Origin of the sequence: Ramlibacter sp., assembly GCF_041916345.1 — a bacterium.
Taxonomy (GTDB): Bacteria; Pseudomonadota; Gammaproteobacteria; order Burkholderiales; family Burkholderiaceae_C; genus Ramlibacter.
Map to the genome: position 1 here is coordinate 82,857 of NZ_JAYRZR010000002.1, position 22,701 is coordinate 105,557.

At 70.0% G+C, this 22,701-nt stretch carries 25 protein-coding genes; 10 read left to right on the plus strand and 15 right to left on the minus strand.

Translation table 11 applies throughout. The features are described 5' to 3' along the window. Window positions 1-24: 24 nt before the first annotated feature. Together ACE3T5_RS00980 and ACE3T5_RS00985 are read right to left on the minus strand one after the other, a co-directional pair. The gene (locus tag ACE3T5_RS00980) at window positions 25-1,194 is read right to left on the minus strand and encodes an MFS transporter (RefSeq protein WP_374663480.1); all 1,170 of its coding nucleotides are present in this window, start codon (window positions 1,192-1,194) and stop codon (window positions 25-27) included. 12 nt (window positions 1,195-1,206) lie between these two features. Next, entirely contained in the window at window positions 1,207-2,214 is a 1,008-nt protein-coding gene (locus ACE3T5_RS00985; RefSeq protein ID WP_374663482.1) for a D-2-hydroxyacid dehydrogenase family protein, read from the minus strand. 96 nt (window positions 2,215-2,310) lie between these two features. On the opposite strand from ACE3T5_RS00985, the gene ACE3T5_RS00990 reads away from it, so the two are divergent. After that, complete coding sequence (locus ACE3T5_RS00990; protein WP_374663484.1) at window positions 2,311-2,826, plus strand: DUF1993 family protein; 516 nt, start codon at window positions 2,311-2,313, stop codon at window positions 2,824-2,826. Here the strand turns inward: ACE3T5_RS00990 and ACE3T5_RS00995 are convergent. Together ACE3T5_RS00995 and lexA are read right to left on the minus strand one after the other, a co-directional pair. Then, window positions 2,802-3,137, minus strand: a complete 336-nt coding sequence (locus ACE3T5_RS00995) for a hypothetical protein (protein WP_374663486.1) — start codon at window positions 3,135-3,137, stop codon at window positions 2,802-2,804. The two genes, ACE3T5_RS00990 and ACE3T5_RS00995, sit on opposite strands and share 25 nt — an antisense overlap. 112 nt (window positions 3,138-3,249) lie before the next feature. Further along, window positions 3,250-3,924, minus strand: a complete 675-nt coding sequence (lexA, locus tag ACE3T5_RS01000; RefSeq protein WP_374663488.1) for a transcriptional repressor LexA — start codon at window positions 3,922-3,924, stop codon at window positions 3,250-3,252. 78 nt (window positions 3,925-4,002) lie between these two features. Here lexA and ACE3T5_RS01005 point away from each other — a divergent pair, with 78 nt between their 5' ends. From ACE3T5_RS01005 to ACE3T5_RS01015, 3 genes are read left to right on the plus strand one after another with little or no spacing between them, the layout of a single operon-like run. Beyond that, window positions 4,003-4,938 (plus strand): asparaginase, encoded by a 936-nt coding sequence (locus ACE3T5_RS01005; RefSeq protein WP_374663490.1) that lies wholly within the window; start codon window positions 4,003-4,005, stop codon window positions 4,936-4,938. Continuing rightward, window positions 4,938-5,357 (plus strand): hypothetical protein, encoded by a 420-nt coding sequence (locus ACE3T5_RS01010; RefSeq protein ID WP_374663492.1) that lies wholly within the window; start codon window positions 4,938-4,940, stop codon window positions 5,355-5,357. The genes ACE3T5_RS01005 and ACE3T5_RS01010 overlap by 1 nt, the downstream gene beginning before the upstream one ends. A 31-nt stretch (window positions 5,358-5,388) precedes the next feature. Then, a complete protein-coding gene (locus tag ACE3T5_RS01015) occupies window positions 5,389-5,856 on the plus strand; it encodes a DUF6152 family protein (protein ID WP_374663494.1) in 468 nt (155 codons plus the stop codon). 6 nt (window positions 5,857-5,862) lie between these two features. Here the strand turns inward: ACE3T5_RS01015 and adk are convergent, their stop codons facing one another. From adk to ACE3T5_RS01045, 6 genes are all read right to left on the minus strand, one after another. Continuing rightward, window positions 5,863-6,519: an adenylate kinase gene (gene adk / locus ACE3T5_RS01020; RefSeq protein WP_374663496.1), complete on the minus strand. Its 657-nt coding sequence runs from the start codon at window positions 6,517-6,519 to the stop codon at window positions 5,863-5,865. A 118-nt stretch (window positions 6,520-6,637) separates the two neighbouring features. After that, window positions 6,638-7,426 (minus strand): 3-deoxy-manno-octulosonate cytidylyltransferase, encoded by a 789-nt coding sequence (gene kdsB, locus ACE3T5_RS01025; RefSeq protein ID WP_374663498.1) that lies wholly within the window; start codon window positions 7,424-7,426, stop codon window positions 6,638-6,640. Beyond that, window positions 7,423-7,632, minus strand: coding sequence for a Trm112 family protein (locus ACE3T5_RS01030; protein WP_374663500.1), 210 nt, complete (start codon window positions 7,630-7,632; stop codon window positions 7,423-7,425). Before ACE3T5_RS01030 ends, kdsB begins: the two co-directional genes overlap by 4 nt. Continuing rightward, a complete protein-coding gene (gene lpxK, locus ACE3T5_RS01035) occupies window positions 7,613-8,614 on the minus strand; it encodes a tetraacyldisaccharide 4'-kinase (RefSeq protein WP_374663502.1) in 1,002 nt (333 codons plus the stop codon). The genes ACE3T5_RS01030 and lpxK overlap by 20 nt, the downstream gene beginning before the upstream one ends. Beyond that, window positions 8,615-9,043, minus strand: a complete 429-nt coding sequence (locus tag ACE3T5_RS01040; RefSeq protein ID WP_374663504.1) for an ExbD/TolR family protein — start codon at window positions 9,041-9,043, stop codon at window positions 8,615-8,617. A gap of 5 nt (window positions 9,044-9,048) precedes the next feature. After that, window positions 9,049-9,678: a MotA/TolQ/ExbB proton channel family protein gene (locus ACE3T5_RS01045; RefSeq protein ID WP_374663506.1), complete on the minus strand. Its 630-nt coding sequence runs from the start codon at window positions 9,676-9,678 to the stop codon at window positions 9,049-9,051. A 352-nt stretch (window positions 9,679-10,030) separates the two neighbouring features. On the opposite strand from ACE3T5_RS01045, the gene xseA reads away from it, so the two are divergent. Both xseA and ACE3T5_RS01055 read left to right on the plus strand, forming a co-directional pair. Then, the gene (gene xseA, locus ACE3T5_RS01050; protein ID WP_374663508.1) at window positions 10,031-11,332 is read left to right on the plus strand and encodes an exodeoxyribonuclease VII large subunit; all 1,302 of its coding nucleotides are present in this window, start codon (window positions 10,031-10,033) and stop codon (window positions 11,330-11,332) included. A gap of 50 nt (window positions 11,333-11,382) precedes the next feature. Then, complete coding sequence (locus tag ACE3T5_RS01055; protein ID WP_374663510.1) at window positions 11,383-11,964, plus strand: superoxide dismutase; 582 nt, start codon at window positions 11,383-11,385, stop codon at window positions 11,962-11,964. A gap of 76 nt (window positions 11,965-12,040) precedes the next feature. Here the strand turns inward: ACE3T5_RS01055 and ACE3T5_RS01060 are convergent, their stop codons facing one another. The 3 genes from ACE3T5_RS01060 to ACE3T5_RS01070 form a co-directional block, all read right to left on the minus strand. Further along, the gene (locus ACE3T5_RS01060) at window positions 12,041-12,484 is read right to left on the minus strand and encodes a DUF192 domain-containing protein (protein ID WP_374663512.1); all 444 of its coding nucleotides are present in this window, start codon (window positions 12,482-12,484) and stop codon (window positions 12,041-12,043) included. Window positions 12,485-12,546: 62 nt separating this feature from the next. Next, a complete protein-coding gene (locus tag ACE3T5_RS01065) occupies window positions 12,547-12,807 on the minus strand; it encodes a hypothetical protein (protein ID WP_374663514.1) in 261 nt (86 codons plus the stop codon). 153 nt (window positions 12,808-12,960) lie between these two features. Next, window positions 12,961-13,179, minus strand: coding sequence for a hypothetical protein (locus ACE3T5_RS01070; RefSeq protein WP_374663516.1), 219 nt, complete (start codon window positions 13,177-13,179; stop codon window positions 12,961-12,963). Between the two features lie 234 nt (window positions 13,180-13,413). Between ACE3T5_RS01070 and icd the strand changes: the two genes are divergently transcribed. Beyond that, window positions 13,414-14,667 carry an NADP-dependent isocitrate dehydrogenase gene (gene icd, locus ACE3T5_RS01075; RefSeq protein ID WP_374663518.1) on the plus strand — a complete coding sequence of 418 codons (1,254 nt, stop codon included), beginning with the start codon at window positions 13,414-13,416 and terminating at the stop codon, window positions 14,665-14,667. Window positions 14,668-14,771: 104 nt separating this feature from the next. Here the strand turns inward: icd and ACE3T5_RS01080 are convergent, their stop codons facing one another. Then, window positions 14,772-15,080 (minus strand): cold-shock protein, encoded by a 309-nt coding sequence (locus tag ACE3T5_RS01080; protein WP_374663520.1) that lies wholly within the window; start codon window positions 15,078-15,080, stop codon window positions 14,772-14,774. A gap of 231 nt (window positions 15,081-15,311) precedes the next feature. Here ACE3T5_RS01080 and clpS point away from each other — a divergent pair, with 231 nt between their 5' ends. From clpS to ACE3T5_RS01095, 3 genes are all read left to right on the plus strand, one after another. Next, window positions 15,312-15,680, plus strand: a complete 369-nt coding sequence (gene clpS, locus ACE3T5_RS01085) for an ATP-dependent Clp protease adapter ClpS (protein WP_374663522.1) — start codon at window positions 15,312-15,314, stop codon at window positions 15,678-15,680. 58 nt (window positions 15,681-15,738) lie between these two features. Beyond that, window positions 15,739-18,084, plus strand: a complete 2,346-nt coding sequence (clpA, locus tag ACE3T5_RS01090; RefSeq protein WP_374663524.1) for an ATP-dependent Clp protease ATP-binding subunit ClpA — start codon at window positions 15,739-15,741, stop codon at window positions 18,082-18,084. Window positions 18,085-18,178: 94 nt separating this feature from the next. After that, complete coding sequence (locus tag ACE3T5_RS01095; RefSeq protein WP_374663526.1) at window positions 18,179-19,609, plus strand: M20/M25/M40 family metallo-hydrolase; 1,431 nt, start codon at window positions 18,179-18,181, stop codon at window positions 19,607-19,609. Here ACE3T5_RS01095 and ACE3T5_RS01100 read toward each other — a convergent pair. Further along, window positions 19,599-22,691: an efflux RND transporter permease subunit gene (locus ACE3T5_RS01100; RefSeq protein ID WP_374663528.1), complete on the minus strand. Its 3,093-nt coding sequence runs from the start codon at window positions 22,689-22,691 to the stop codon at window positions 19,599-19,601. The two genes, ACE3T5_RS01095 and ACE3T5_RS01100, sit on opposite strands and share 11 nt — an antisense overlap. Between the last annotated feature and the right edge of the window lie 10 nt (window positions 22,692-22,701).

Genomic DNA, 22,701 nt, shown 5'->3' on the forward strand with positions numbered 1-22,701 from the left:
GCGGCGCCTCAAGCCGCCGCCGCGTCACCGGCTGTGGCCAAGGCGGCTCGCCAGCACGCTGGTGGCCATCGCGGCGACCAGTCCGCAGAACCCCCACAGGTGCAGTTCGTCCATGCGGCCGCTGGCGATGAGCCAGCCGCCCGTGCCGGCGCCGATGGCCTGGCCCGCATACATCGCCGAGGTGTTCAGGGCGACCGATGCCGCCGCCAGCGGCGGCGCCACGGCGACCAGCCGGGCCTGCTGCGCCGAGTTCGACGAGAAGCAGCCCAGGGCCCAGGGCGCCAGCACCAGGGCCAGCAGCAGCACGCTGGTGCCGAGCGGGAAGGTCAGGAGGCTGAGCGCCATCAGGCCTATGCCGATGAGTACCGCGCGGTCGGCGCCCAGGCGATCGATGTGCCGTGACATGAGCACGTTGCCCAGCAGCCCGAAGAGGCCGAACCACATGAACACGAGGCCGAGGCCGGCGGGACCCAGGCCGAGCCGGGCGTGGAAGTAGGGCGCGAAATAGGCGAACATCACGAACTGCCCGGCAGCGGAGAGCACGGTGACGGCCACCGTCGTCATCAGGACGGGGCTGCCGAACGTCTGCCGCCACGCGAGCAGCGACAGGGCGGGCGGCTTCAGGCCGCCGGGCATGGCCCGCCAGACCCATGCGGCGCTCGCCAGGCTGAGCAGCGCGACCAGACCGAAGGCCGCGCGCCAGCCGAAGGTGCCGCCCACCCAGGCGCCCAGGGGGGTCCCGAGCACGGAGGCCGCCGACCAGCCCAGGAAGATGAAGGCGATCGCGCGTCCGCGCTCCTGCAGCGGCACCAGCAGGCCGACGCAGGCGGCCGCCTGGGGCGTGAACACCGCCGGTGCGAAGACCGCCAGCACGCGCAGCGGCAGCAGCCAGGCGAAATCCGGCGCGAGCGCGCAGGCCGCATGCAGCAGCGCGTACCAGACCAGGCAGAACGTGAGCAGGCGCCGGCGGTCCGTGCCAGCCAGGACCGCGGCGAACACGGGCGCGCCGATCGCCATCACCACGCCGCTGGCCGTGATGAGCTGCCCGGCCACCGCGACCGTCACCTGCAGCGAGGCGCTGATCTCGTTGAGCGTGCCCGGCACCACCATCACGCCGGTGGCGATCATGAAGTTGCCGGTCAGCAGCGCCCACAGCACGGGCGCGGTGCGCTGGCGGGGGGCGGGATCAGCCAAGCCGTCGCGCGGTCAGCGGCGCACCTGCAGCGCGCCTGGATTGACGATGTGGGAGGGCGTGCCGCGGATGAAATTCACGACGTTGTCGAACGCGGCACCGAAGTACAGCTCGTAGCTTTCCTGCTCCACGTAGCCGATGTGCGGCGTGCAGATGCAGTTCTCGAGCCGCAGCAGGGCATGGCCCTGCAGGATGGGCTCGCTCTCGAACACGTCGACCGCGGCCATGCCCGGGCGGCCCCGGTTGAGCGCGGCGATCAGCGCGTCCGGCTCCAGCAGCTCGGCGCGAGAGGTGTTCACCAGCAGGGCCGTGGGTTTCATGCGGGCGAGGTCCTCGGCGCGCACGAGGTGCATGGTGTCGTCGGTCAGGCGCAGGTGCAGGCTGAGCACGTCGCTTTCGGCGAACAGGGCTTCGCGGCTCTCCGCGGCCGAGAAGCCATCGGCCACGGCGCGCTCGCGCGATTCGGGGCGGCCCCAGACCAGCACGTTCATCCCGAAGGCCTTGCCGTAGCCGGCGACCAGCTGGCCGATGCGGCCGTAGCCCCAGATGCCCAGCTTCTTGCCCTTCAGCGCGGTGCCGAGCCCGAAGTTCGGCGGCATGGAGGCCGCCTTCAAGCCCGATTGCTGCCAGGCGCCGTGCTTGAGGTTGCTGATGTACTGCGGCAGCCTCCGGGCGGCGGTCATGATCAGGGCCCAGGTCAGTTCGGCCGGGGCGACCGGCGAGCCCACGCCCTCGGCCACGGCGATCCCGCGCTCGGAACAAGCCTCCACGTCGATGTGGGAGCCGACGCGGCCCGTCTGGGAGATCAGCTTCAGGCGCGGCAGCTTGTCGACGAGCTGGCGGGTGATGTGGGTGCGCTCACGGATCAGGACGATGACATCGGCGTCGCGCAGGCGCACGGAGAGCTGGCCGATGCCCTTGACCGTGTTCGTGTACACCTTGGCGGGGTAGGCCTCCAGCTTGGTGGCGCACTGCAGCTTGCGCACGGCATCCTGGTAATCGTCGAGGATCACGATGTTCATGCGGGCATTGTGCCTTGGCCGCAAGCCCGTCCCCTGCAGGCTTGGCGCCTTGCGGCTACCATGCGCGCCTTCCCGACGAACCCACAAGGAACCCACGTGTCCGTTTCCATGCATGCCGCCAGCATTCCGGTCTTTCAGCACATGCTGACCAACCTGCGCCACATCCTCGAGAAGGGGGAGGCCCATGCGCAAGCCCGCTCCATCGACCCGGCGGTGCTGCTGCAGGACCGCCTGACCCCTGACATGCTGCCCCTGGTGCGGCAGGTGCTGATTGCCTGCGACGCCGCCAAGAACGGGGTGGCCCGCATTTCCGGCGTGCCGGCGCCCAAGTTCGACGACACCGAGCAGACCTTCGCCGAACTGCGGGAGCGGATCCAGAAGACCCTGGACTACCTGGCCACGGTGCCAGCCTCGGCCATGGATGGCACCGAGGAGCGCGAGATCACGTTCCCGGTGGGGCGGGATGCCACGCGCACGATGAAGGCCCAGGCCTATCTGCTCACCTGGGTGTTGCCCAACTTCTTCTTCCACGTGACCACCACCTACGCCATCCTGCGGCACGACGGCGTGGAACTCGGCAAGGCCGACTACCTGGTGGGCGCTGCCCGCTGAGCATTCGCCTGGGCCTCTCGCCGCGCCTCCTGCGCGGCGAGGCGGTCCAGTTCGGCGCAGACATCCGCCAGGCGGCCGGAAATCACGATGCGGCCGGCACCTGTGCGGCTGCCCGACTCCATGACTTGCACCACGCGAAGGGGCGGCTTGATCGCCTGGGCCGGGCGCGCCGACCTGGTCAGGGCGGCGGGGGTGGCGCGGCTGGCCGAGGGGGGCGTGGGCAGGGCCGGCGGCCGAGGGCCGAAGAACCAGGCGGCCAGCGCCTGCAGCGGGGCGGATGCGAAAGGAAGGGGGGTAGCGGTTGCGGCCATGTGTCGACTCCTGGGTAGCGGTGGGCACAGGCAGGATTGCAGGGGACGCCGGCGCCGCAGGGTGATGGCAACTGGAATGCCATACGCCTGCCACCTGGGCACCGGCGGCAGCTCACATGAGCATGGTGTTGCGGATCAGGCCGACGGCGATGCCTTCGACCTCGAAGGGTTCGCCGGGCTCCACCACGATGGTGGGGTAGTCGGGGTTTTCGGCGTGCAGCTCGATCAGGTGCTTGTTGCGGCGGAACCGCTTGACGGTGACGTCGTCACCCAGGCGAGCCACGATGATCTGGCCGTTCTTGGCGTCCTTGGTGGCCTGGACGGCGAGCAGGTCGCCATCCATGATGCCGGCGTCACGCATGGACATGCCGCGCACCTTGAGCAGGTAGTCGGGCCGGCGCTGGAAGAGGCCGCTTTCGACGTAGTAGGTCTGGTCGACATGTTCCTGCGCCAGGATCGGCGAACCGGCTGCCACCCGCCCCACCAGCGGCAGGGCCAGCTGGGCCAGGGTCTGCAGGGGCAGGGCATACTGCTTCACGCGGGACTCGTGGATCGACCGCAGCGTTTCGCTTTGCAGGCGGATGCCGCGCGAGGTGCCGGCGACCAGCTCGATCACGCCCTTGCGGGCGAGGGCCTGCAAGTGTTCCTCGGCCGCGTTGGCGGACTTGAAGCCGAGCTCGGCGGCGATCTCGGCCCGGGTGGGCGGTGCGCCAGTCCGTGCGATGGCGCTCTGGATCAGGTCCAGGATCTGCTGCTGGCGAGGCGTGAGCTTGGGGGTGTCGATCATCGCGGGCTCCTTGCGGGCTGGCTGCGGTGTCACTGTGTTCACATCCAGTGGCTGTATTTTTGAACAGTTTCCAGAGCAATGCAAGTGCATCAGTCGCAAATCGTGGTATTGGGTACCGGCGGCACCATCGCCGGACGCGCGGCCTCGGCCTCCGACAACGTGGGTTACCAGGCGGCACAGGTCGGTGTCGGGGCCCTGCTCGATGGCATTGCCGCACCCCCGGGCGTGACCCTTGTCAGCGAGCAGGTGGCCCAGGTCGATAGCAAGGACATGGAGGTCGCGGTGTGGCTGGCCCTCGCCGGCCGTGTCGCGCACTGGCTCGCTCAACCCGGCACGCTGGGCGTGGTCGTGACGCACGGGACCGACACCATGGAGGAGACCGCGTACTTCCTGCAGGCCGTGCTCGCCCCGGAGCGCCCGGTGGTCCTGACCGGCGCCATGCGTCCGGCGACGTCGGTCGCGGCCGACGGGCCGCAGAACCTGGCGGATGCCCTGGCGGTCGCGGCGACGCCCGGCGCGCGTGGTGTGATGGTCGTCTTCGCCGGCCGTGTCCATGACGCCCAGGATGTGCGCAAGGTCCATGGCTACCGCACGGACGCCTTCTCGTCGGGCGACGCCGGCGTGCTGGCGCATGTGGAGGAGGGGCGGTTGCGCCGCGTGCGCGAGTGGCCTGCGGCCCCATGCCGCGTGCCGCTGAAGCAGATTCCCGCCGCCGAGGCCTGGCCGCGGGTGGAGATCGTGTGGAGCCACGCCGGCGCGTCGGGGCGCGTGGTCGATGCCCTGGTGGCGGCCGGCGTGGATGGCATCGTCGTGGCCGCCACCGGCAGCGGCACCGTGCATGCCGCGCTGGAGGCGGCCCTGCGCCGGGCCGCGGCATCCGGCGTGGCGGTGCGCCGCGCCTCGCGCTGCGCGCAGGGCCCGCTGCTGGCGCCCGGCGACGCGGCGATCCCGCCGGCCGACCACGTGTCGCCGGTCAAGGCGCGCATCGCGCTGCTGCTGGAGCGGATGGCCTGATGTTCGCCGGCCTGCAATCCCACCCCTGGGCCTATCCGGCGCTGGAGGTCGTGCACATCCTCGGCATCGCCCTGCTGCTGGGCAACCTCGTGCTGCTGGAACTGCGGGTGTTCGGCCGCGGGGCCGCGATCCCCGTGGCGGATCTCGCCCGGCTCGCGCTCGGCATCGCCGTGTGCGGCTTCGCGCTCGCAGCCGCTTCCGGCCTGCTCATGTTCGCCAGCCAGCCCGCCGAGCTGCTGACCAACCGCGCATTCACCCTGAAGATGCTGTTGCTTTTCGCGGCGGGGTGCAATGCAGCCTGGTTCCACGCGCGCGGCTCGCTGGCGCGCTGCGATGGCCTGGCCCGGTTGTCCATGCTGCTGTCCACCGTGATCTGGGTGGCCGTCGTGGCGTGCGGCCGCTGGATCGCCTACCGATGACCCGACGTTGACCTTCGAGGAGCGCGTACCGATGAAACGCAGAGACCTGATGCTGGCCCTGGCGGCCGCACCCGCCGCCAGCTGGGCCCACCACGGCTGGAGCAGCTTCGACCAGGACCGCCCCCTGTTCCTCCAGGGCCGGGTGGCCTCGGTGAAGTGGCAGAACCCGCATGCCGAACTGGTGCTGGAACTGCCGGTCGACTACAAGGTGCCTGGCGATCTGGCGTCCCGCAAGGTGCCGGCGCAGTCCGCGCCGGTGGACGGGCCGGCGTTGCTGGCGCGGGCGGTCGCGCCGACGCGCAAGGACCGCCGCTGGGAGATCGAGCTGGCCCCGCTCACGCGCATGGAGGCCTGGAAGGTCACGCCCGTGAAGGTGGGCGACACCGTGGGCGTGCTCGGCTTCACCTTCAAGGAAGAGAAGGGCTCGGCCATCCTGCGGGCCGAGTACCTCTTCGTCGGCGCGCAGGCCTACGGCCTGCGCTCCAGCCCCGCGAGCTGAGGCGGCTCAGCTCGCCAGCGCCTGCATGGCGCGGGCGGTGATGTCTTCCACGCCGCCCATGCCGTCGATGCGGCGGTAGCGCGGCGCGGCCTGCGGGTCGCGGCTGGCCCAGTCGGCGTAGTAGGCCACCAGCGGGCGGGTCTGCGCGGAGTAGACCTCCAGGCGCTTGCGCACCGTCTCTTCCTTGTCGTCGTCACGCTGCACCAGCGGCTCGCCCGTGACGTCGTCCACGCCGGCCACCTTGGGCGGGTTGAACTTGACGTGGTAGGTGCGGCCCGACGGCGGGTGCGAGCGGCGCCCGCTCATGCGCTCGATGATGGCCTCGAAGGGCACGTCGATCTCCAGCACGTAGTCGAGCTTGACGCCGGCGTCGCGCATGGCGTCCGCCTGGGGAATGGTGCGTGGGAAACCGTCGAACAGGAAGCCGTTCGCGCAATCCGGCTGCGTGATGCGCTCCTTCACCAGGCCGATGATGATGTCGTCGCTCACCAGGCCGCCGGAATCCATGACCTGCTTGGCCGCCAGGCCCAGCGGCGTGCCGGCCTTGACGGCGGCGCGCAGCATGTCGCCCGTGGAGATCTGGGGGATGCCGTACTTCTGGCAGATGAATGCCGCCTGCGTGCCTTTGCCGGCGCCGGGCGCGCCCAACAGGATCAGTCTCATGGGGTCCTCGGATGATGGAGAGTCGGCCAGCGCTGCGGGTCGGGCCTGCCCGGCCGTCGCGCCTGTGTGCGGTGAGGATAGCACGCGACCCTGCGTGCTGACTGACACAGCCGCGCCGTCAGTTCGGCTGGCCCGCGATCAGCGCGCGCACGCGCGCCAGGTCATCGGGTGTGTCGACGCCGGGGCCGGGCGCGTGGTCCGTCACGTGCACGGCGATGCGGTGGCCGTGCCAGAGCGCGCGCAGCTGCTCCAGGGCTTCGCACTGTTCCACCGGCGCGGGCGCCAGGCGTGGAAAGGCGCGCAGGAAGCCGGCGCGGTAGGCGTACAGGCCGATATGGCGCAAGGCCGCAGGCGCCACGGGCAGCGCCGGCAGGCCGCCGCCACCCGCGCCGTCACGCCACCAGGGGATGGGTGCCCGGCTGAAGTACAGGGCCAGGCCGTCGGCCTGCAGCACCACCTTCACGATGTTCGGGTTGGCCAGCTCCGCGGCTTCGGTGAGCGGGTGTGCCGCCGTCGCCATTGCGGCCTGCGGACGCTCGACCAGCAGCTTCGCGACGGCGTCGATGAGGGCGGGGTCGATCAGCGGCTCGTCGCCCTGCACGTTGACGACCACGTCGTCGCCATCGAGGCCGAGCAGCGTGCAGGCCTCGGCCAGGCGGTCGCTGCCGGAGGGGTGGTCGGCGCGGGTCAGCAGGGCTTCCACGCCGTGGTCGCGGCAGGCCTTCGCAATGCGCTCGCTGTCGGCGGCGACGACCACGCGGGCCGCGCCGCTCAGCCGCGCGCGCTCGGCCACGCGCACCACCATCGGCCGGCCGCCGATGTCGGCCAGCGGCTTGTCGGGCAGGCGGGTGGACGCCAGCCGCGCCGGCACGAGCACGGTGAAGGCGCCAGGGCCGGGCGATGTCACGACACGAGGCGCGTGCGCGGGGGCAGGCGCTCCAGCTCTTCGTCGCTCAGCGTGCGGGCTTCCTCCTCGAGCATCACGGGGATGCCGTCGCGGATGGGGTAGGCCAGCCTGGCGCTGCGCGAGATGAGTTCCTGGCGCTGCCGGTCCAGGTCGAGCGGTCCCTTGGTGACGGGGCAGACGAGCAGCTCAAGCAGGCGGGGATCCATGGGGCGATGATAGCTTCGCGTCCAGCAGGCGATCGAAGGCGCCCCAGAAGGCGGGCTCGATGGCCACCTCGAGGGGGACCGCCCAGGCCTGCGGGCGCAGCCGCCAGATCTTCACTGCGTCCTTCTCGGTGCACAGCAGGGTGCCGTCGGCGGGCAGGTCGCCGGCCGCGAAGGGGTGGTGGTCGCCGAAGGCCCGCGCCTCATCCAGCACGACCCCGGCGGCGCGCAGTCCTTCGAAGAAGGGCTCCGGGTTCGCCACCCCGGCGACTGCGCGCACAGGTCGCGGCGAGCCGGCCGCCCACGCCGCCAAGGGGCCGCGCGTGCCGTCGGCCTGCATGGCGTGGTCCGCGAGGCGACGTTCGATGCGAAAGCCGCCGATGCCGGGCGGGTCGCCGTGCTGCAGCACGAGATCCACCTCGCGCGGCCAGGGCTCCCGCAGGGGGCCCGCTGGCAGCAGCCAGCCATTGCCGATGCCGCGCCGGTCGAACACGCACAGGGACACGTCATGCGCGAGCGCGCGGTGCTGCAGGCCGTCGTCGCACACCAGCACCTGGGTGGCGGGGTAGCGGGCGAGCAAGGCACGGCCAGCCTCCGCACGCCGCTGCGCGACGAAGACCGGCACGCCGGTTCGCCTGCGCACCAGCAGCGGTTCGTCGCCTGCGAGGGCCGGGTCGTCCCCTGGCAGCACCTCGCGGCAATCGGTGCCGGTGCGGCCGTGGCCGCGCGAAATCATGCCGGCGGGGATGCCGCGCTGCGCCAGGTGCGCCAGCAGGGCCATCACGACGGGTGTCTTGCCACCGCCGCCAGTCACGACGTTGCCGACCACGACCACCGTGGCTGGCAGCCGCTCGGCGCGCCGCGAACCGCTGGCATAGGCGTTGCGATGCAGGGCCGTGGCCAGGCCGTACAGGGCCGAGACCGGCCAGAGGGCGCGGGCCAGCGGGCCGCGGCCGAGCCAGGCGCGCTGCAGCGCGCCGCCCACCTAGCGGGCCCCGCCCTGGGCCGAGGACTGCGTGGCGAAGGTGATCTGCGTCAGGCCGGCACGGCGCGCGGCCTCCATCACCGTGATCACCGACTGGTGCGGCGCCGTGGCGTCGGCGCTGATGATCACGACGGTGTCCTTGCCGGCCTTGGCGGCGTCCGCCAGGGCGGAGGCCACCACATCCGGGTTGCGACCGGCGACCGGCTGCTTGTTCACCGTGTAGCGGCCGTCGGCGGCCACGGCGACGATCACCTCGCGCGGGTAGTCGCGCTGGGCATCGGCGTCGGCCACCGGCAGCCGCAGCTGCATCTCGGTGAACTTGCTGTAGGTGGTCGACAGCATCAGGAAGATCAGCACCACCAGCAGCACGTCGATGAACGGGATCAGGTTGATCTCCGGCTGCTCCTTCGGTCGCGGTCTGAAGTTCATGGCGATCAGCGGCGCAGCGTGTTGAGGTGCCGCACGAAGCGCTCGGCCGCCAGCTCCAGCGTGAGCAGGTATTCGTCCACCCGGCTGCGGAAGTAGCGCCAGAAGATCAGGGCCGGGATCGCGACGATCAGCCCGAAGGCCGTGTTGTAGAGCGCCACCGAGATGCCATGCGCGAGCTGCGCCGGGTTGCCGCCGGTGGCCCCGCCGGCGGGCGACTGCGAGCCGAAGATCTCGATCATGCCGACCACCGTGCCGAGCAGGCCCAGCAGGGGCGCGGCCGAGGCGATGGTGGCCAGCGCGTTCAGGTAGCGCTCCAGCCGGTGGGCCACCGCGCGGCCGGTCTGCTCCATCGTCGCGCGCAGGTCGGCCTCGGAGCAGCGCGGGTCGGAGTTGAGCGCGCGGAAGCCGCTGGCCAGCACCTCGCCGAGCGCGGAGTTCTGTTCGAGCTGGCTCACCACGTCGGGCGAGGGCACGGCCGTGCGCGAGACCGAGAGCGCCTCGTCCAGCAGCCGGGGCGGCGCGATCTTGGCCGTCTTCAGGCTGATGAAGCGCTCGATGATCAGGGCCAGCGCGAGGATGGAGCAGGCGATGAGGGGCCAGATGGGCCATCCTGCGGCTTGTATGATCGAAAGCAAGGGGGGTTCTCCGCCGTTTGACTGCCGTCGGCTGCGCTTGCCGCAGCCTCGCGTGCGGCGGATTATGGCGGACTCGCCGCGAGCCCGGTCATCCGGGCGTCGCCCCGCCACGACACTCACAAAACGTGTGGATAACTTTGTTGAGAAGTGCCCCCCGGCGCCCCGCCAACCCGCATGGCTGCTGCACCGTGACAGATCGATGACGATTTGAGCAGGAAAAAACAGTTTGAAATCAATGGCTTGCTCGGAGAAATGAGCCTTCCAGGGACTAACCCTCGGCCGTGCCGCCGCTCACGCGGCGCTGTGGATGACAGGCAGTGGCCTGCCGGCACCCGCCGGGGAGGGCGCGCGCATGTTCGATGAGGATGTCACGCCCCGCTCGCGCATCTGGAGCGTCGGCGGGCTCTGCCGCGCGGTGGCAGACGCGCTCGATGCGCGCTTCAACCCGGTCGCGGTGCGCGGCGAGATCTCCGGGTTCACCCGCGCCGCCAGCGGCCATTGCTACTTCACGCTGAAGGATGCGGATGGCCAGATGCGCTGCGCGATGTTCAAGCGCGCCGCGAGCCTGGCGGGCTTCCTGCCGCGTGATGGTGACCTGGTGGAGGTGCAGGCCCGCCTGGGGGTCTACGAGCCGCGCGGCGACCTGCAGCTCATCGTCGAGTCGGTGCGGCGCGCCGGGCAGGGCACGCTGTTCGAGCAGTTCCTGCGCCTGAAGGCCCGGCTGGAGGCCGAGGGCCTGTTCGACGGCGGCCGCAAGCGCGCGCTGTCGCCGCTGCCGCGCGGCGTGGGCGTCGTCACATCGCCCGGCGCGGCGGCCCTGCGTGACGTGGTCACCTGCCTGCGTCGTCGCGCGCCGCACGTGCCGGTGGTGATCGCCCCGGCGTCGGTGCAGGGCGCGGATGCACCCGCCGAGCTGGTGGCGGCGTTGCAGGCGCTCTATCGCCTGGCCGAGGAAGGTCGGGTGGATGTGATCCTGCTCGTGCGCGGCGGCGGCTCGCTGGAGGACCTGTGGGCCTTCAACGACGAGCAGCTCGCCCGCACCATCGTGCGCAGTCCCGTGCCGCTGGTCAGCGGCGTGGGCCACGAGACCGACTTCACCATCGCCGACTTCTGCGCCGACCTGCGTGCGCCCACGCCCACCGCGGCCGCCGAGCTGGCGGCCGAGCCGCGCGCCCTGTGGCTGCAGGCCCTCGCGCAACAGGGCGAGCGCCTGCACGAGGCCGCGCTGCGCCGGGTCGACCGCGCCGGCCTGCGGCTGGACCAGGCCGCTGCGCAGCTGGGTCGGCCCTCGTCGCGCATCGCCTCGCAGCAGATGCTGCTGCAGCGGCGTGCCCAGGCCCTGCGTGGCGCCGTGGCCCGGCGGCTCGCGGCGGACGCCGAGGCCCTGCGTGGGGCGGTGCGTGCGTTGCCGCTTGCCGTGGCCGGACGCACGCGCGAGACGCGTCATCGTCTGGCGCAGGCCGGCCTGCGCCTGGAGCTGCTGGATCCGCGGCTGGTGCTGCGCCGTGGCTATGCCATGCTGCTGGAGCCCGCTTCCGGCCGTGCGCTCACCAGCGTGGCGGCGCTGCATCCCGGCGAGGCGGTGCGCGCTGTCCTTGCCGATGGCGAGGTTGATCTGCGCGTCGCGGCAGCGCGCCCCGGGGATCCTCCCTAGAATCTCGCCGATCACTGTCGATCCGATTCGCTCACGAGGAAGAGAAAACCATGGAACATGTCCTGCCCCCCTTGCCCTTCGCCATCGATGCGCTGGCGCCCCACTACTCGCGCGAGACGCTCGAGTTCCACCATGGCAAGCACCACAACGCCTACGTGGTGAACCTGAACAACCTGCAGAAGGGCACCGAGTTCGAGTCCATGTCCCTGGAGGACATCGTGCGCAAGTCCTCCGGTGGCATCTACAACAACGCCGCCCAGATCTGGAACCACACCTTCTTCTGGAACTGCATGAAGCCCGCCGGCGGCGGTGAGCCCACCGGCGCCCTGGCCGCGGCCATCAACGCCAAGTGGGGCAGCTACGCCGCCTTCCGCGAGGCGTTCGTGAAGTCGGCCGTGGGCAACTTCGGCTCCGGCTGGACCTGGCTGGTCAAGAAGCCCGACGGCAGCGTGGACATCGTCAACACCGGCGCCGCCGGCACGCCGCTGACCACCGCCGACAAGGCGCTGCTCACCGTGGACGTGTGGGAGCACGCCTACTACATCGACTACCGCAACCTGCGCCAGAAGTTCGTGGAGACCTTCCTCGACAAGCTGGTCAACTGGGATTTCGCGGCCGCGAACTTCGCCTGACCGGCTGCGCCGGCCAGGAAAAAGGGGCCCGTCGGGCCCCTTTTTCTTGCGCGTCGCGCCGACCGGCGGCGTCGCCTCAGCGGGCGCCGAAGACAGCGCCTTCGATCTTCATGCCGGGCTTGAGCCCCTTGCGTGCGAACCAGCCCTTGTTCATCTCCAGCACGTAGCGCACCGGTTTCGTCGAGCAGTGTGAATCCAGCGTCTGCGGCTGCATCTCCTCGATGTTGACGATGGCGCCGTCGTCAGCGATGAAGGCCACAGACAGTGGCAGCAGCGTGTTCTTCATCCAGAAGCACTGCTGGGCCGGCGCCTCGAACACGAACAGCATGCCCTCGTGCTGCGGCATCTCCTTGCGGTGCATCAGGCCGATGGCGCGCTGCTCGGGCGTGCGGGCCACCTGGGCGTCGATCTGGTGCATGCCAGCCGCCAGGCGCACGCGCGGCAGGTTCATCTGCGGCTCCTGGGCGGCGGCCAGGCCGGCACCCAGGACCAGGATCGCGAAGGCGAGAAACTTCTTCATGGCCCTGATTGTGCGGCAGGCGGCGCCGGCCCGCGGACGGCGCCGCTGACCGGGCGGGCCGATCAGGCCTTGTTGGCGGGCGCCTTGCGCGACTTGCGGGCGGCGGCCTTCTTCTTGGACTTCTTGGCCGTGGTGGCCTGCTTCTTGGCGGCGGCCGGGGCCGGCTGCGCGGCCGGGGTCACGGTGCCGGCGGCGGCCGGGGCGGTCGGGGCAGGGGCCGTTGCCGGGGCCTGGGCGACCAGGGCCGGCGCAGCGGGGCCGGCGGCGTAGGCGGACGAAGCGGCGGCGACCGCGGCGATCAGCAGGGCGTGGAGCTTGGACATGTCAGGTTGCCTCGGATGGCTGTATGGGTTCTGGAGGATGGCGTCGGCCGCACCAGCGGCCGGGCGCGCATGAAAAAGCCCGCCGGCGGCGGGCTCAGGGGGCGGATGCGCTCAAGGCGTACCCGCAGCCAGGCGCCAGGCCCGGCCAGAAGATCACTTCTTCTCTTCCTTCTTGGCGTCCTTCTTGGCGTCCTTCTTGGCTTCGGCCTTCTTCTCGTCCTTCTTGGCTTCGGCCTTCTTCTCTTCCTTCTTCTCTTCCTTCTTCGCCTCGGCCTTGGCGGCGGGGGCGGCGGCCGGCGCCGGGGCGGCGGCTTGGGCGAACACGGCGGCGGAGAACAGGCCGGCAATCAGGGCGGCGAGCAGCTTGGTCATTTGGATTTCCTTCAGATCGATCTTTGGGGTTGAACACCGGTGCGGATGCGCCGGCACTGACCGAAACGCGGCAGCAGCTCATCTGGTTGACAAGGTCGAGCAGGAAACTGCAGCGGCCCGGCTGGCGGGGGCGCCAGGCGCCGGCATCCCGCAAGGCGGGAGACAGTTTCACGGCTAGAATTTGCGGGTTTGCCAAGTCGCAAGAACCCGACCCACCCGGAGACGATTTCCCTCATGTACCAGCACATCAAGGTGCCCGCCCAGGGCCAGAAGATCACCGTCAACGCCGACATGTCCCTGAACGTGCCGGACCAGCCGATCATTCCGTACATCGAGGGCGACGGCACCGGCTTCGACATCACCCCGGTCATGCTGAAGGTGGTGGATGCCGCGGTGGCCAAGGCCTACGGTGGCAAGCGCAAGATCGAGTGGATGGAGGTCTACGCCGGCGAGAAGGCCACCAAGGTCTACGGCCCCGACGTCTGGCTCCCCGAGGAAACCCTGCACGCCGTGCGTGACTACGTGGTGTCCATCAAGGGCCCGCTGACCACCCCGGTGGGCGGCGGCATCCGCTCCCTGAACGTCGCGCTGCGCCAGGAGCTGGATCTGTACGTCTGCCTGCGCCCCATCCAGTACTTCAAGGGCGTGCCCTCGCCGCTGAAGGAGCCCGAGAAGACCAACATGGTCATCTTCCGCGAGAACTCGGAAGACATCTACGCCGGCATCGAGTGGGAAGCCGAGAGCGACAAGGCGAAGAAGGTCATCAAGTTCCTGATCGAGGAAATGGGCGTCAAGAAGATCCGCTTCCCCGAGACCTCCGGCATCGGCGTGAAGCCGGTCTCGCGCGAGGGCACCGAGCGCCTGGTGCGCAAGGCCATCCAGTACGCGATCGACAACGACAAGCCCAGCGTGACCATCGTGCACAAGGGCAACATCATGAAGTTCACCGAAGGTGGCTTCCGTGACTGGTCGTACGCGCTGGCCCAGAAGGAGTTCGGCGCCGAGCTGATCGACGGCGGCCCGTGGTGCAAGTTCAAGAACCCGAAGACGGGCAAGGACATCATCATCAAGGACTCCATCGCCGACGCCTTCCTGCAGCAGATCCTGCTGCGCCCGGCGGAGTACAGCGTGGTGGCCACGCTGAACCTGAACGGCGACTACGTCTCCGACGCGCTGGCGGCCCAGGTGGGCGGCATCGGCATCGCCCCCGGCGCCAACCTGAGCGACTCGGTCGCCATGTTCGAGGCCACCCACGGCACGGCGCCCAAGTACGCCGGCAAGGACTACGTGAACCCCGGTTCCGAGATCCTCTCGGCCGAGATGATGCTGCGTCACATGGGCTGGAAGGAAGCCGCCGACCTGATCATCAGCTCGCTGGAGAAGTCCATCCTGTCCAAGAAGGTCACCTATGACTTCGCGCGCCTGATGGACGGCGCCACGCAGGTCAGCTGCTCCGGCTTCGGCCAGGTGATGATCGATCACATGTGATCGGGCACGTCGCCTGGCGCCTGCCAGGCGATGCCGGACGCGGCCCCTGTCGCCCCCGGGCGGCCGGGGCCTGTTTCATGGTGCGGCGGACGCGCCAGCCGGGCTTACTTGTGAGCGCTGTCGCCGTGGCTGGCCGCATGGAACTGCGGCGCGCGGACCTTGGGCTGGCGGCCCGGCCGCTCCATGGCGCCGGCCGGGGCACTGCTGCCCGGTTGCGCCTGGATGTTCTGCGCCAGCTGGCCCTTGGGGCCCTGCTGGATCTCGAACGTCACGCGCGAGCCCTGCTTGAGGGTCTTGAAGCCATCCATGGCGATGGCCGAGAAATGGGCGAATACGTCCGAACCGCCGCCATCCGGCTCGATGAAGCCGAAGCCCTTGGCGTCGTTGAACCACTTGACCGTACCGGTTGCCATCTTGCGCCCCCGTGATGAATGCAACTGCGTGAGGCAGTGTCATGCTTTGCGGTTCACCTGTCAACATTTTCACTTACCGATGGTCGGCTGGTGTCCGCGGACGCGGGCCGCAACGAACGCGCGGGCGTCTTTCTGGCAGGGCATTTGCATGCCTTGCCGGATGACGCTTGAATGTGACGAGAATGTCACCATGTCCGCAGGGTCGGGCAGCCCCACGGCGGGCTCGATAGAATGAATTTCATGGCCAATCAGACACCCGTACCGCCGCCCTTGAAACCGGGTGTGCGGCCGACCGTGGATGACGGCGGTTCGGTGGTCGCGGAGCGCAAGACGCTGCGCACCCAGCCGCCCCAGATGTACCAGGTCGTCATGCTGAATGACGACTACACCCCGATGGAGTTCGTGGTGGTGGTGATCCAGGAGTTCTTTCACAAGGACCGGGAGACCGCCACCCAGATCATGCTCAAGATCCACCTGGACGGCAAAGGCATCTGCGGGGTCTACCCGCGGGACATTGCCGCCACCAAGGTGCAGCAGGTGCAGGATGCCGCGCGCGAGGCCGGCCACCCGCTGCAGTGCTTGAGTGAACCGGTGGAGTAGCCCGGCACTCCCCCATGCAATCCGTTATCGTCACGTCAGCCAGGCAGAAGGAACCCTCATGATTGCCCAGGAATTGGAAGTCAGCCTCCACATGGCGTTCGTGGAAGCGCGGCAGCAGCGCCACGAATTCATCACGGTGGAGCACCTGCTGCTGGCCCTGCTGGACAACCCCAGCGCCGCCGAGGTGCTGCGCGCCTGCTCGGCCAACATCGAGGACCTTCGCAAGTCGCTCGCCAACTTCATCAAGGACAACACGCCGCAGGTCGCCGGCACCGATGACGTGGACACGCAGCCCACGCTGGGCTTCCAGCGCGTGATCCAGCGCGCCATCATGCACGTGCAGTCCACCGGCAACGGCAAGAAGGAAGTGACCGGCGCCAACGTGCTGGTGGCCATCTTCGGCGAGAAGGACTCGCACGCCGTCTACTACCTGCACCAGCAGGGCGTGACCCGCCTCGACGTGGTGAACTTCATCGCGCACGGCATCAAGAAGAGCGATCCGCCCGAGCCCGCCAAGAGCGGCGAGGCCGCCTCCAGCGAGCAGGAGGAGGGCGGCGAGAAGAACGAGAAGGCCTCGCCGCTGGAGCAGTTCACCCAGAACCTGAACCAGTCCGCCAAGGACGGCAAGATCGACCCGCTGATCGGCCGTGAGTACGAGGTCGAGCGCGTGATCCAGATCCTGTGCCGCCGCCGCAAGAACAACCCGCTGCTCGTGGGCGAAGCCGGCGTGGGCAAGACCGCCATCGCCGAGGGCCTGGCCTGGCGCATCACCCAGAAGGACGTGCCCGAGATCTTGGCGGAGTCCACCGTCTACTCGCTCGACATGGGCGCGCTGCTGGCCGGCACCAAGTACCGCGGCGACTTCGAGCAGCGCTTGAAGGGCGTGCTGCGGTCCCTCAAGGACAAGCCCAACGCCATCCTGTTCATCGACGAGATCCACACCCTCATCGGCGCGGGCGCGGCCTCCGGCGGCACGCTGGATGCCTCCAACCTGCTGAAGCCGGCGCTGTCGTCGGGTACCCTCAAGTGCATCGGCGCCACCACCTTCACCGAGTACCGCGGCATCTTCGAGAAGGACGCCGCGCTGTCCCGCCGCTTCCAGAAGGTGGACGTGGTCGAGCCGACGGTGGAGCAGACCATCGAGATCCTGAAGGGCCTGAAGAGCCGCTTCGAGGAGCACCACAGCGTGAAGTACGCGGCCAACGCCCTGCAGGCCGCCGCGGAACTCTCCGCCAAGTACATCAACGACCGCCACCTGCCCGACAAGGCCATCGACGTGATCGACGAGGCCGGTGCCGCCCAGCGCATCCTGCCGGTGAACAAGCGCAAGAAGACCATCTCCAAGTCCGAGGTCGAGGAGATCGTGGCCAAGATTGCGCGCATCCCCCCAGCCTCCGTCTCCAACGACGACCGCGGCAAGCTGCAGAACCTCGAGCGCGACCTGCGCAGCGTGGTGTTCGGGCAGGACAAGGCGCTGGAGGTGCTGGCGTCCTCCGTCAAGATGGCGCGCTCGGGCCTGGGCAAGGCCGACAAGCCCATCGGCGCCTTCCTGTTCTCCGGCCCCACCGGCGTGGGCAAGACCGAGGCCGCCAAGCAGCTCGCCTACATCATGGGCATCGAGCTGATCCGCTTCGACATGTCCGAGTACATGGAGCGTCACGCGGTCAGCCGCCTGATCGGCGCGCCTCCGGGCTACGTCGGCTTCGACCAGGGCGGCCTGCTCACCGAGGCCGTCACCAAGAAGCCGCACGCGGTGCTGCTGCTCGACGAGATCGAGAAGGCGCACCCGGACATCTTCAACGTCCTGCTGCAGGTCATGGACCACGGCACGCTGACGGACAACAACGGCCGCAAGGCCGACTTCCGCAACGTGATCCTGATCATGACCACGAACGCGGGCGCCGAGACCATGAACAAGGCGGTGATCGGTTTCACCACCGAGCGCCAGGCCGGCGACGAGATGGCCGACATCAAGCGCCTGTTCACGCCTGAGTTCCGCAACCGCCTGGACGCCATCGTCAACTTCAAGCCGCTCGACGAGCAGATCATCCTGCGCGTGGTCGACAAGTTCCTGCTCCAGTTGGAGCAGCAGCTCGCCGAGAAGCGGGTGGAGGTCACCTTCACCGACGTCCTGCGCAAGTACCTGGCGCGCAAGGGCTTCGATCCGCTGATGGGCGCGCGGCCGATGCAGCGCCTCATCCAGGACACGATCCGCCGCGCCCTGGCCGACGAGCTGCTGTTCGGTCGCCTCACCGAGGGCGGTCGCCTCACGGTGGACATCGACCTGAAGACCGACGAGAAGGGCGTGGAGACGGCCGACGTGAAGCTGGACATCCAGCCGCTGCCCAAGAAGGAGGGCAAGGCCAAGCCGGAGCCGGAGGAAATCTCCACCGACAACCCGTAAGGGCATCGTGCCGCAGGCAAGGGCCACCCCAGGGGTGGCCCTTTTCGTTTTCACCAAGGCTGGGGCACGAGGCGCTCGCGCACAATCCGACGCCATGATGCAACCCACCTCCCATCGCCGGCGCGTGCTGCTCCGGTCCCTGCTGGCGGCTTCCGCCGGCGTGCCCCTCGTCTCGATGGCCCAGTCGATCCCCGTGCTCTCCGAAGCGGACCTCGCTCACGCCGTCACCTTGCGTGACGCGGGGCTCAAGACCTCGCTCGCCTACGATCTGATGGCCTCGCTGGTGCGAGAGGTGGGTCCGCGCCCTGCGGGCTCGCCGGGCGATGCGATGGCCGTGGCCTGGGCCCAGTCGCACCTGCGTCGCCTGGGCTTTGCCAACGTGCGCGCCGATCCGGTGCCGCTGACGGTGTGGCAGCGTGGTGCCACGACCGTGGAAGTGACGGCGCCCGAGAAGCGTGCCGTGGTCGCCGTGGCCCTGGGCAACACCGTCGGCACGGCCGAACCCGGCATCGAGGCTGAGATCGCGTGGTACCCGGACTTCCAGGCCCTGCGTGCCGACAGCAGTGACAAGGCGCGGGGCCGCATCGTCTTCATCGACCAGAAGATGGACCGTTCGCGCGACGGCAGTGGCTATGGCCGCGCGGTGCTGGCGCGCGTGGCCGGCGCGGTGGAAGCGGCGCGTCGTGGTGCGCTGGCCGTGGCGATCCGCTCGATCGGCACGGACCGCGACCAGATCGCCCATACCGGCGCCATGCGCTACGACCCGCAGGTCGCGCAGATTCCTGCCGTCGCCGTGGGCGTGCCCGACGCCGACTGGATGGCCGAGCGGGTGGCCGCTGGCCAGGCGCTGCGCATGCGCGTGCACATGGCGCGCGTGCCGCAGCTGCGCGCCGTCACGCACAACGTCATCGGCGAAGTGCCCGGCACCGACCTCGCGAAAGAGGTGGTGCTGCTGGGCGCCCACCTGGACACCTGGGACATCACGCCCGGCGCGCAGGACGACGCCAGCGGCGTTGGGATCGTGATGGCTGCGGCCAAGGTGCTGCTGGATGCCGGCCGCCAGCCGCGCCGCACGGTGCGCGTGGTGCTGTTCGGCAATGAGGAGAACGGCTTCGACGGTGCGAGGGACTACGGGCAGCGCTACCAGGCGCAGCCCCACCAGCTGCTGGGCGAGAGCGACTTCGGCGCCGACCGTATCTGGCGCTTCCGCGCCCGCATGCGGCCCGAGGCGCAGCCCGTCATCGACGCCATGTCGCGCGTGCTGGCGCCACTGGGCATCGAGGCCGACGGCCAGCCCGGCAACCCGTCACCGGACGCATCGGTGCTGATGCGCATGCGCAACTGGCCGGCGGTGGAGCTCACCCAGGACGGCACGCGCTACTTCGACGTGCACCACACGGTCAACGACACGGTGGAGCGGGTGGATCCCTCCTCCATGCCGCAGAACGTGGCGGCCTGGGCGGCGGTGGCCTGGCTGGCGGCGCAGGCGGGCGTGGCCTTCGGGCCGATCGAGCTCACGCGCTGACGGGCGCCTGTTCCGGCGCGCCCCTGCGTGCCAGACGGGCCGCGATGCGGTCCCGCGCGGACTCGATGGCATCGTAGAACGCCGGCACGACCAGCAGCGTGAGCAAGGTGGAGGTGATGGTGCCGCCGATGATCGCGATGGCCATCGGCCGGTAGAACGACGCCCCTTCGCCGGTGCCGATGGCCACGGGCAGCATGCCGGCGATGAGTGCGAAGGTGGTCATCAGGATCGGCCGCAGCCGTTCCCGGCCTGCGGCCCGCAGCGCCGCATCGCGCGCCACGCCCGCCCGCTGGTGCTGGCGCGCGGCGTCGAGCAGCAGGATCGCGTTCTTGGCGACCAGGCCCATCAGCATGATCACGCCAATGAAGCTCATGAGGTTGAGCGTCGCGCCGGTGGCCAGCAGGGCCAGCACCACGCCCACCAGGCTGAGCGGCAGCGAGGCCATCACCGCGATGGGCGCGGTGAACGAACCGAACTGCATCACGAGGATCAGGTACATCAGCCCGACCCCCATGACCAGCGCGACACCCATGGCGCCGAACACCTCCTGCTGGTCCTTGCCGGCGCCGCCGAGCGAGACACCGTAGCCGGGCGGGAAGTCCATGGCCTTGGCCAGGCGCATCGCCTCGGCGATGACCTCGCCGGAGGCGCGGCCCTGCACGTTGGCGGAGACCGCGATCAGCCGCCGGCCGTCCAGGTGGCGGATCAGCGCCGGGCCTTCGCCCACGGTCACGCGCGCGATCTGGCCGAGGGGCACCACATCCTGCCCATCGCCTACGGCAAGCGGCAGCCGCTCCAGGTCGGCCGGGCTCGTGCGGTCCGAAGGGCGCAGCCGGATCGCCACGTCACGGGCCTGGCCGCCGGGGTCGATCCAGTCGCCGGCCTCCACGCCGGCAAAGGCGACCCGCAGGGCCTGGGCGGCATCCTGTACCGACACGCCCAGTTGGCCGGCGAGCCCGCGGTCCAGGGCCACCCGCAGCTCGGGCTTGGGCGCCTGTTCCGACAGGCCGACGTCCACCGCGCCCGGCACGGTGCGCAGGCGGTCCATGTAGCGCTGGGCGACAGCCGTCAGCACGCGCGCATCCGGCCCATGGAACTGGATCTGCACCGGCTTGCGCACGCCGTTGTTGATGTCGTCGATCACCACCAGCTCCGCGCCCACCAGCTCCTGCAGGCGCACGCGCAGGTCACGGGCCACTTCCAGCGCCGAGCGGTGGCGCTCGGTGGAGGGCCCGAGGTCCACGTACACCCGGCCGCCCTCGGCGTTGACCTGGCTGTTGGTGGCCCGTGTCTCGGGCAGCGTGCGCGCCAGGGTGGCGGCGCGCTCGACCTTCGCCTGCGCGTAGGCCAGGCTGGTGCCCGAAGGCACACGGACTTCGATGGCGATGGTGCTGCCGTCCTGCACCGGCAGGAAGCTGGAGCCGCCGAACGCTGCCTGCAGGGCAATGGCGCCGATGAAGCTGCCCGCGGCGGCCACGCCCATCCACGCACGGTGCGTCAGCGCCCAGGCGATCACGCCCGCATAGCGGTCGGCCTGATGGTCGAACCAGGCATTGAAGCGGGCCAGCGCCGCGCCCAGGCGCGAGGGCGCCGCGCGCGCATGCGGCGGCGGGTCACCCCAGTAGGCAGAGATCATCGGGTCCAGCGTGAACGACACCAGCAGGCTGATCAGCACCGAGCAGGTGACGGCCAGCGCGAAGGGGCGGAACCACTCGCCTGCCGCACCGGGCATGAAGGCCACCGGCACGAAGATGGCCACGATGGAGAAGGTGGTGGCCGCCACCGCGAGGCCGATCTCGGCCGTGCCCTGGCGAGCGGCCGTCAGCCGGTCGGCCCCGCGCTCGAGATGCCGCACGATGTTCTCTCGCACCACGATCGCGTCATCGATCAGCACGCCGATCGCCAGCGACAGGCCCAGCAGCGTCATGATGTTCAGCGTCAGGCCGCACAGCCAGATGGCGATGAAGGCCGCGATGGCCGAGGTGGGCAGGCTGAGCGCGGTGATGAGCGTGGAGCGCCACGAGTTCAGGAACACGTAGACCACCGCCACCGTCAGCACGGCGCCCAGCACCAGCGCCTCGATCACGTTGTTGAGGTTGGCCTGCGCATCGCGCCCGCCGTCGCGCGTCACGGCGAGTCGCGTGCCGGCCGGCAGGCCGCGGTTGATGTCCTCGACCACCTTGCGCACGCCAGCGGCCACGGCCACTGTGCTGGCGTCCCGCGCGCGGGTCACGGCCAGCGTCACGTTCGGCTCGCCATTGCGCAGGCTCACGCTCTCGGGCTCCGCAAAGCCGTCCACCGCGGTGGCAAGCTGGCCCAGCCGCAGTACCTCGTCGCCGCGCCGTCGCACGACCAGCTGTGCGAAGTCCGCGGGCTGGGCAAAGCGGCCCAGCAGGCGGATGCTCTGGTCGTCCAGCGGGCCTACCACGCGGCCGACCGGCGCGTTGGCGTTCTGCGCGCGGACGGCGGCGGTGACCTCGGCCACCGAGATGCGGTGCTCCCGCAGGCGGTCCGCGTGCAGCAGGATGCTCAGTTCACGCCGCAGCGAGCCGGTGACCGTGACCACCGACACGCCGGGCACTGCCCGCAGCTTGTCGGCGATCTCGTCCTCGGCCAGACGCGAGAGCGCGTCATGGCCCTGCGTGCCGGACGACAGTGCGAGATCCATCACCGGCTGGGCGGAGGGGTCGCGGCGCCGCACGACCGGCTCGCGCATCTCCACCGGCAGCTTGTAGCGGATGCCGCCGATGGCGTTCCGCACCTCGTCGGCCGCCTCGATCATGTTGCGGCCGAAGGCGAAGATCAGCACGACCTGCGCCTGGCTGTCCTTGGCCAGGGAGCGTACCTCGCTCACGCCAGCGATGCCCTGCAGCGCGCGCTCGACCCGGTTGATCACTTCGCGTTCCACCGTCTCGGGCGAGGCGCCGGGGTAGGCGATCTCGATGGCCAGCACCGGCTGCTCGACGTCCGGAATCTCGTTCACCCGCAGGCTGCGCAGCGCCAGCAGGCCCAGCGCCATGAGCATGATCACCACGACGACCGTGGCCAGGGGCCGGCGAATGCTGAAGTCGGAGAGAAACATGGTCCGGCCC

What these genes read in the sequence shown, in the direction of transcription:
- ACE3T5_RS00985 (WP_374663482.1), bottom strand. Translation starts at nt 2,214, where the DNA reads ATGAACATCGTGATCCTCGACGATTACCAGGATGCCGTGCGCAAGCTG.
- ACE3T5_RS00995 (WP_374663486.1), bottom strand. Translation starts at nt 3,137, where the DNA reads ATGGCCGCAACCGCTACCCCCCTTCCTTTCGCATCCGCCCCGCTGCAG.
- lexA (WP_374663488.1), bottom strand. Translation starts at nt 3,924, where the DNA reads ATGATCGACACCCCCAAGCTCACGCCTCGCCAGCAGCAGATCCTGGAC.
- ACE3T5_RS01005 (WP_374663490.1), top strand. Translation starts at nt 4,003, where the DNA reads ATGCAAGTGCATCAGTCGCAAATCGTGGTATTGGGTACCGGCGGCACC.
- ACE3T5_RS01010 (WP_374663492.1), top strand. Translation starts at nt 4,938, where the DNA reads ATGTTCGCCGGCCTGCAATCCCACCCCTGGGCCTATCCGGCGCTGGAG.
- ACE3T5_RS01015 (WP_374663494.1), top strand. Translation starts at nt 5,389, where the DNA reads ATGAAACGCAGAGACCTGATGCTGGCCCTGGCGGCCGCACCCGCCGCC.
- adk (WP_374663496.1), bottom strand. Translation starts at nt 6,519, where the DNA reads ATGAGACTGATCCTGTTGGGCGCGCCCGGCGCCGGCAAAGGCACGCAG.
- ACE3T5_RS01030 (WP_374663500.1), bottom strand. Translation starts at nt 7,632, where the DNA reads ATGGATCCCCGCCTGCTTGAGCTGCTCGTCTGCCCCGTCACCAAGGGA.
- ACE3T5_RS01040 (WP_374663504.1), bottom strand. Translation starts at nt 9,043, where the DNA reads ATGAACTTCAGACCGCGACCGAAGGAGCAGCCGGAGATCAACCTGATC.
- xseA (WP_374663508.1), top strand. Translation starts at nt 10,031, where the DNA reads ATGTTCGATGAGGATGTCACGCCCCGCTCGCGCATCTGGAGCGTCGGC.
- ACE3T5_RS01055 (WP_374663510.1), top strand. Translation starts at nt 11,383, where the DNA reads ATGGAACATGTCCTGCCCCCCTTGCCCTTCGCCATCGATGCGCTGGCG.
- ACE3T5_RS01060 (WP_374663512.1), bottom strand. Translation starts at nt 12,484, where the DNA reads ATGAAGAAGTTTCTCGCCTTCGCGATCCTGGTCCTGGGTGCCGGCCTG.
- ACE3T5_RS01065 (WP_374663514.1), bottom strand. Translation starts at nt 12,807, where the DNA reads ATGTCCAAGCTCCACGCCCTGCTGATCGCCGCGGTCGCCGCCGCTTCG.
- ACE3T5_RS01070 (WP_374663516.1), bottom strand. Translation starts at nt 13,179, where the DNA reads ATGACCAAGCTGCTCGCCGCCCTGATTGCCGGCCTGTTCTCCGCCGCC.
- icd (WP_374663518.1), top strand. Translation starts at nt 13,414, where the DNA reads ATGTACCAGCACATCAAGGTGCCCGCCCAGGGCCAGAAGATCACCGTC.
- ACE3T5_RS01080 (WP_374663520.1), bottom strand. Translation starts at nt 15,080, where the DNA reads ATGGCAACCGGTACGGTCAAGTGGTTCAACGACGCCAAGGGCTTCGGC.
- clpS (WP_374663522.1), top strand. Translation starts at nt 15,312, where the DNA reads ATGAATTTCATGGCCAATCAGACACCCGTACCGCCGCCCTTGAAACCG.
- clpA (WP_374663524.1), top strand. Translation starts at nt 15,739, where the DNA reads ATGATTGCCCAGGAATTGGAAGTCAGCCTCCACATGGCGTTCGTGGAA.
- ACE3T5_RS01095 (WP_374663526.1), top strand. Translation starts at nt 18,179, where the DNA reads ATGATGCAACCCACCTCCCATCGCCGGCGCGTGCTGCTCCGGTCCCTG.
- ACE3T5_RS01100 (WP_374663528.1), bottom strand. Translation starts at nt 22,691, where the DNA reads ATGTTTCTCTCCGACTTCAGCATTCGCCGGCCCCTGGCCACGGTCGTC.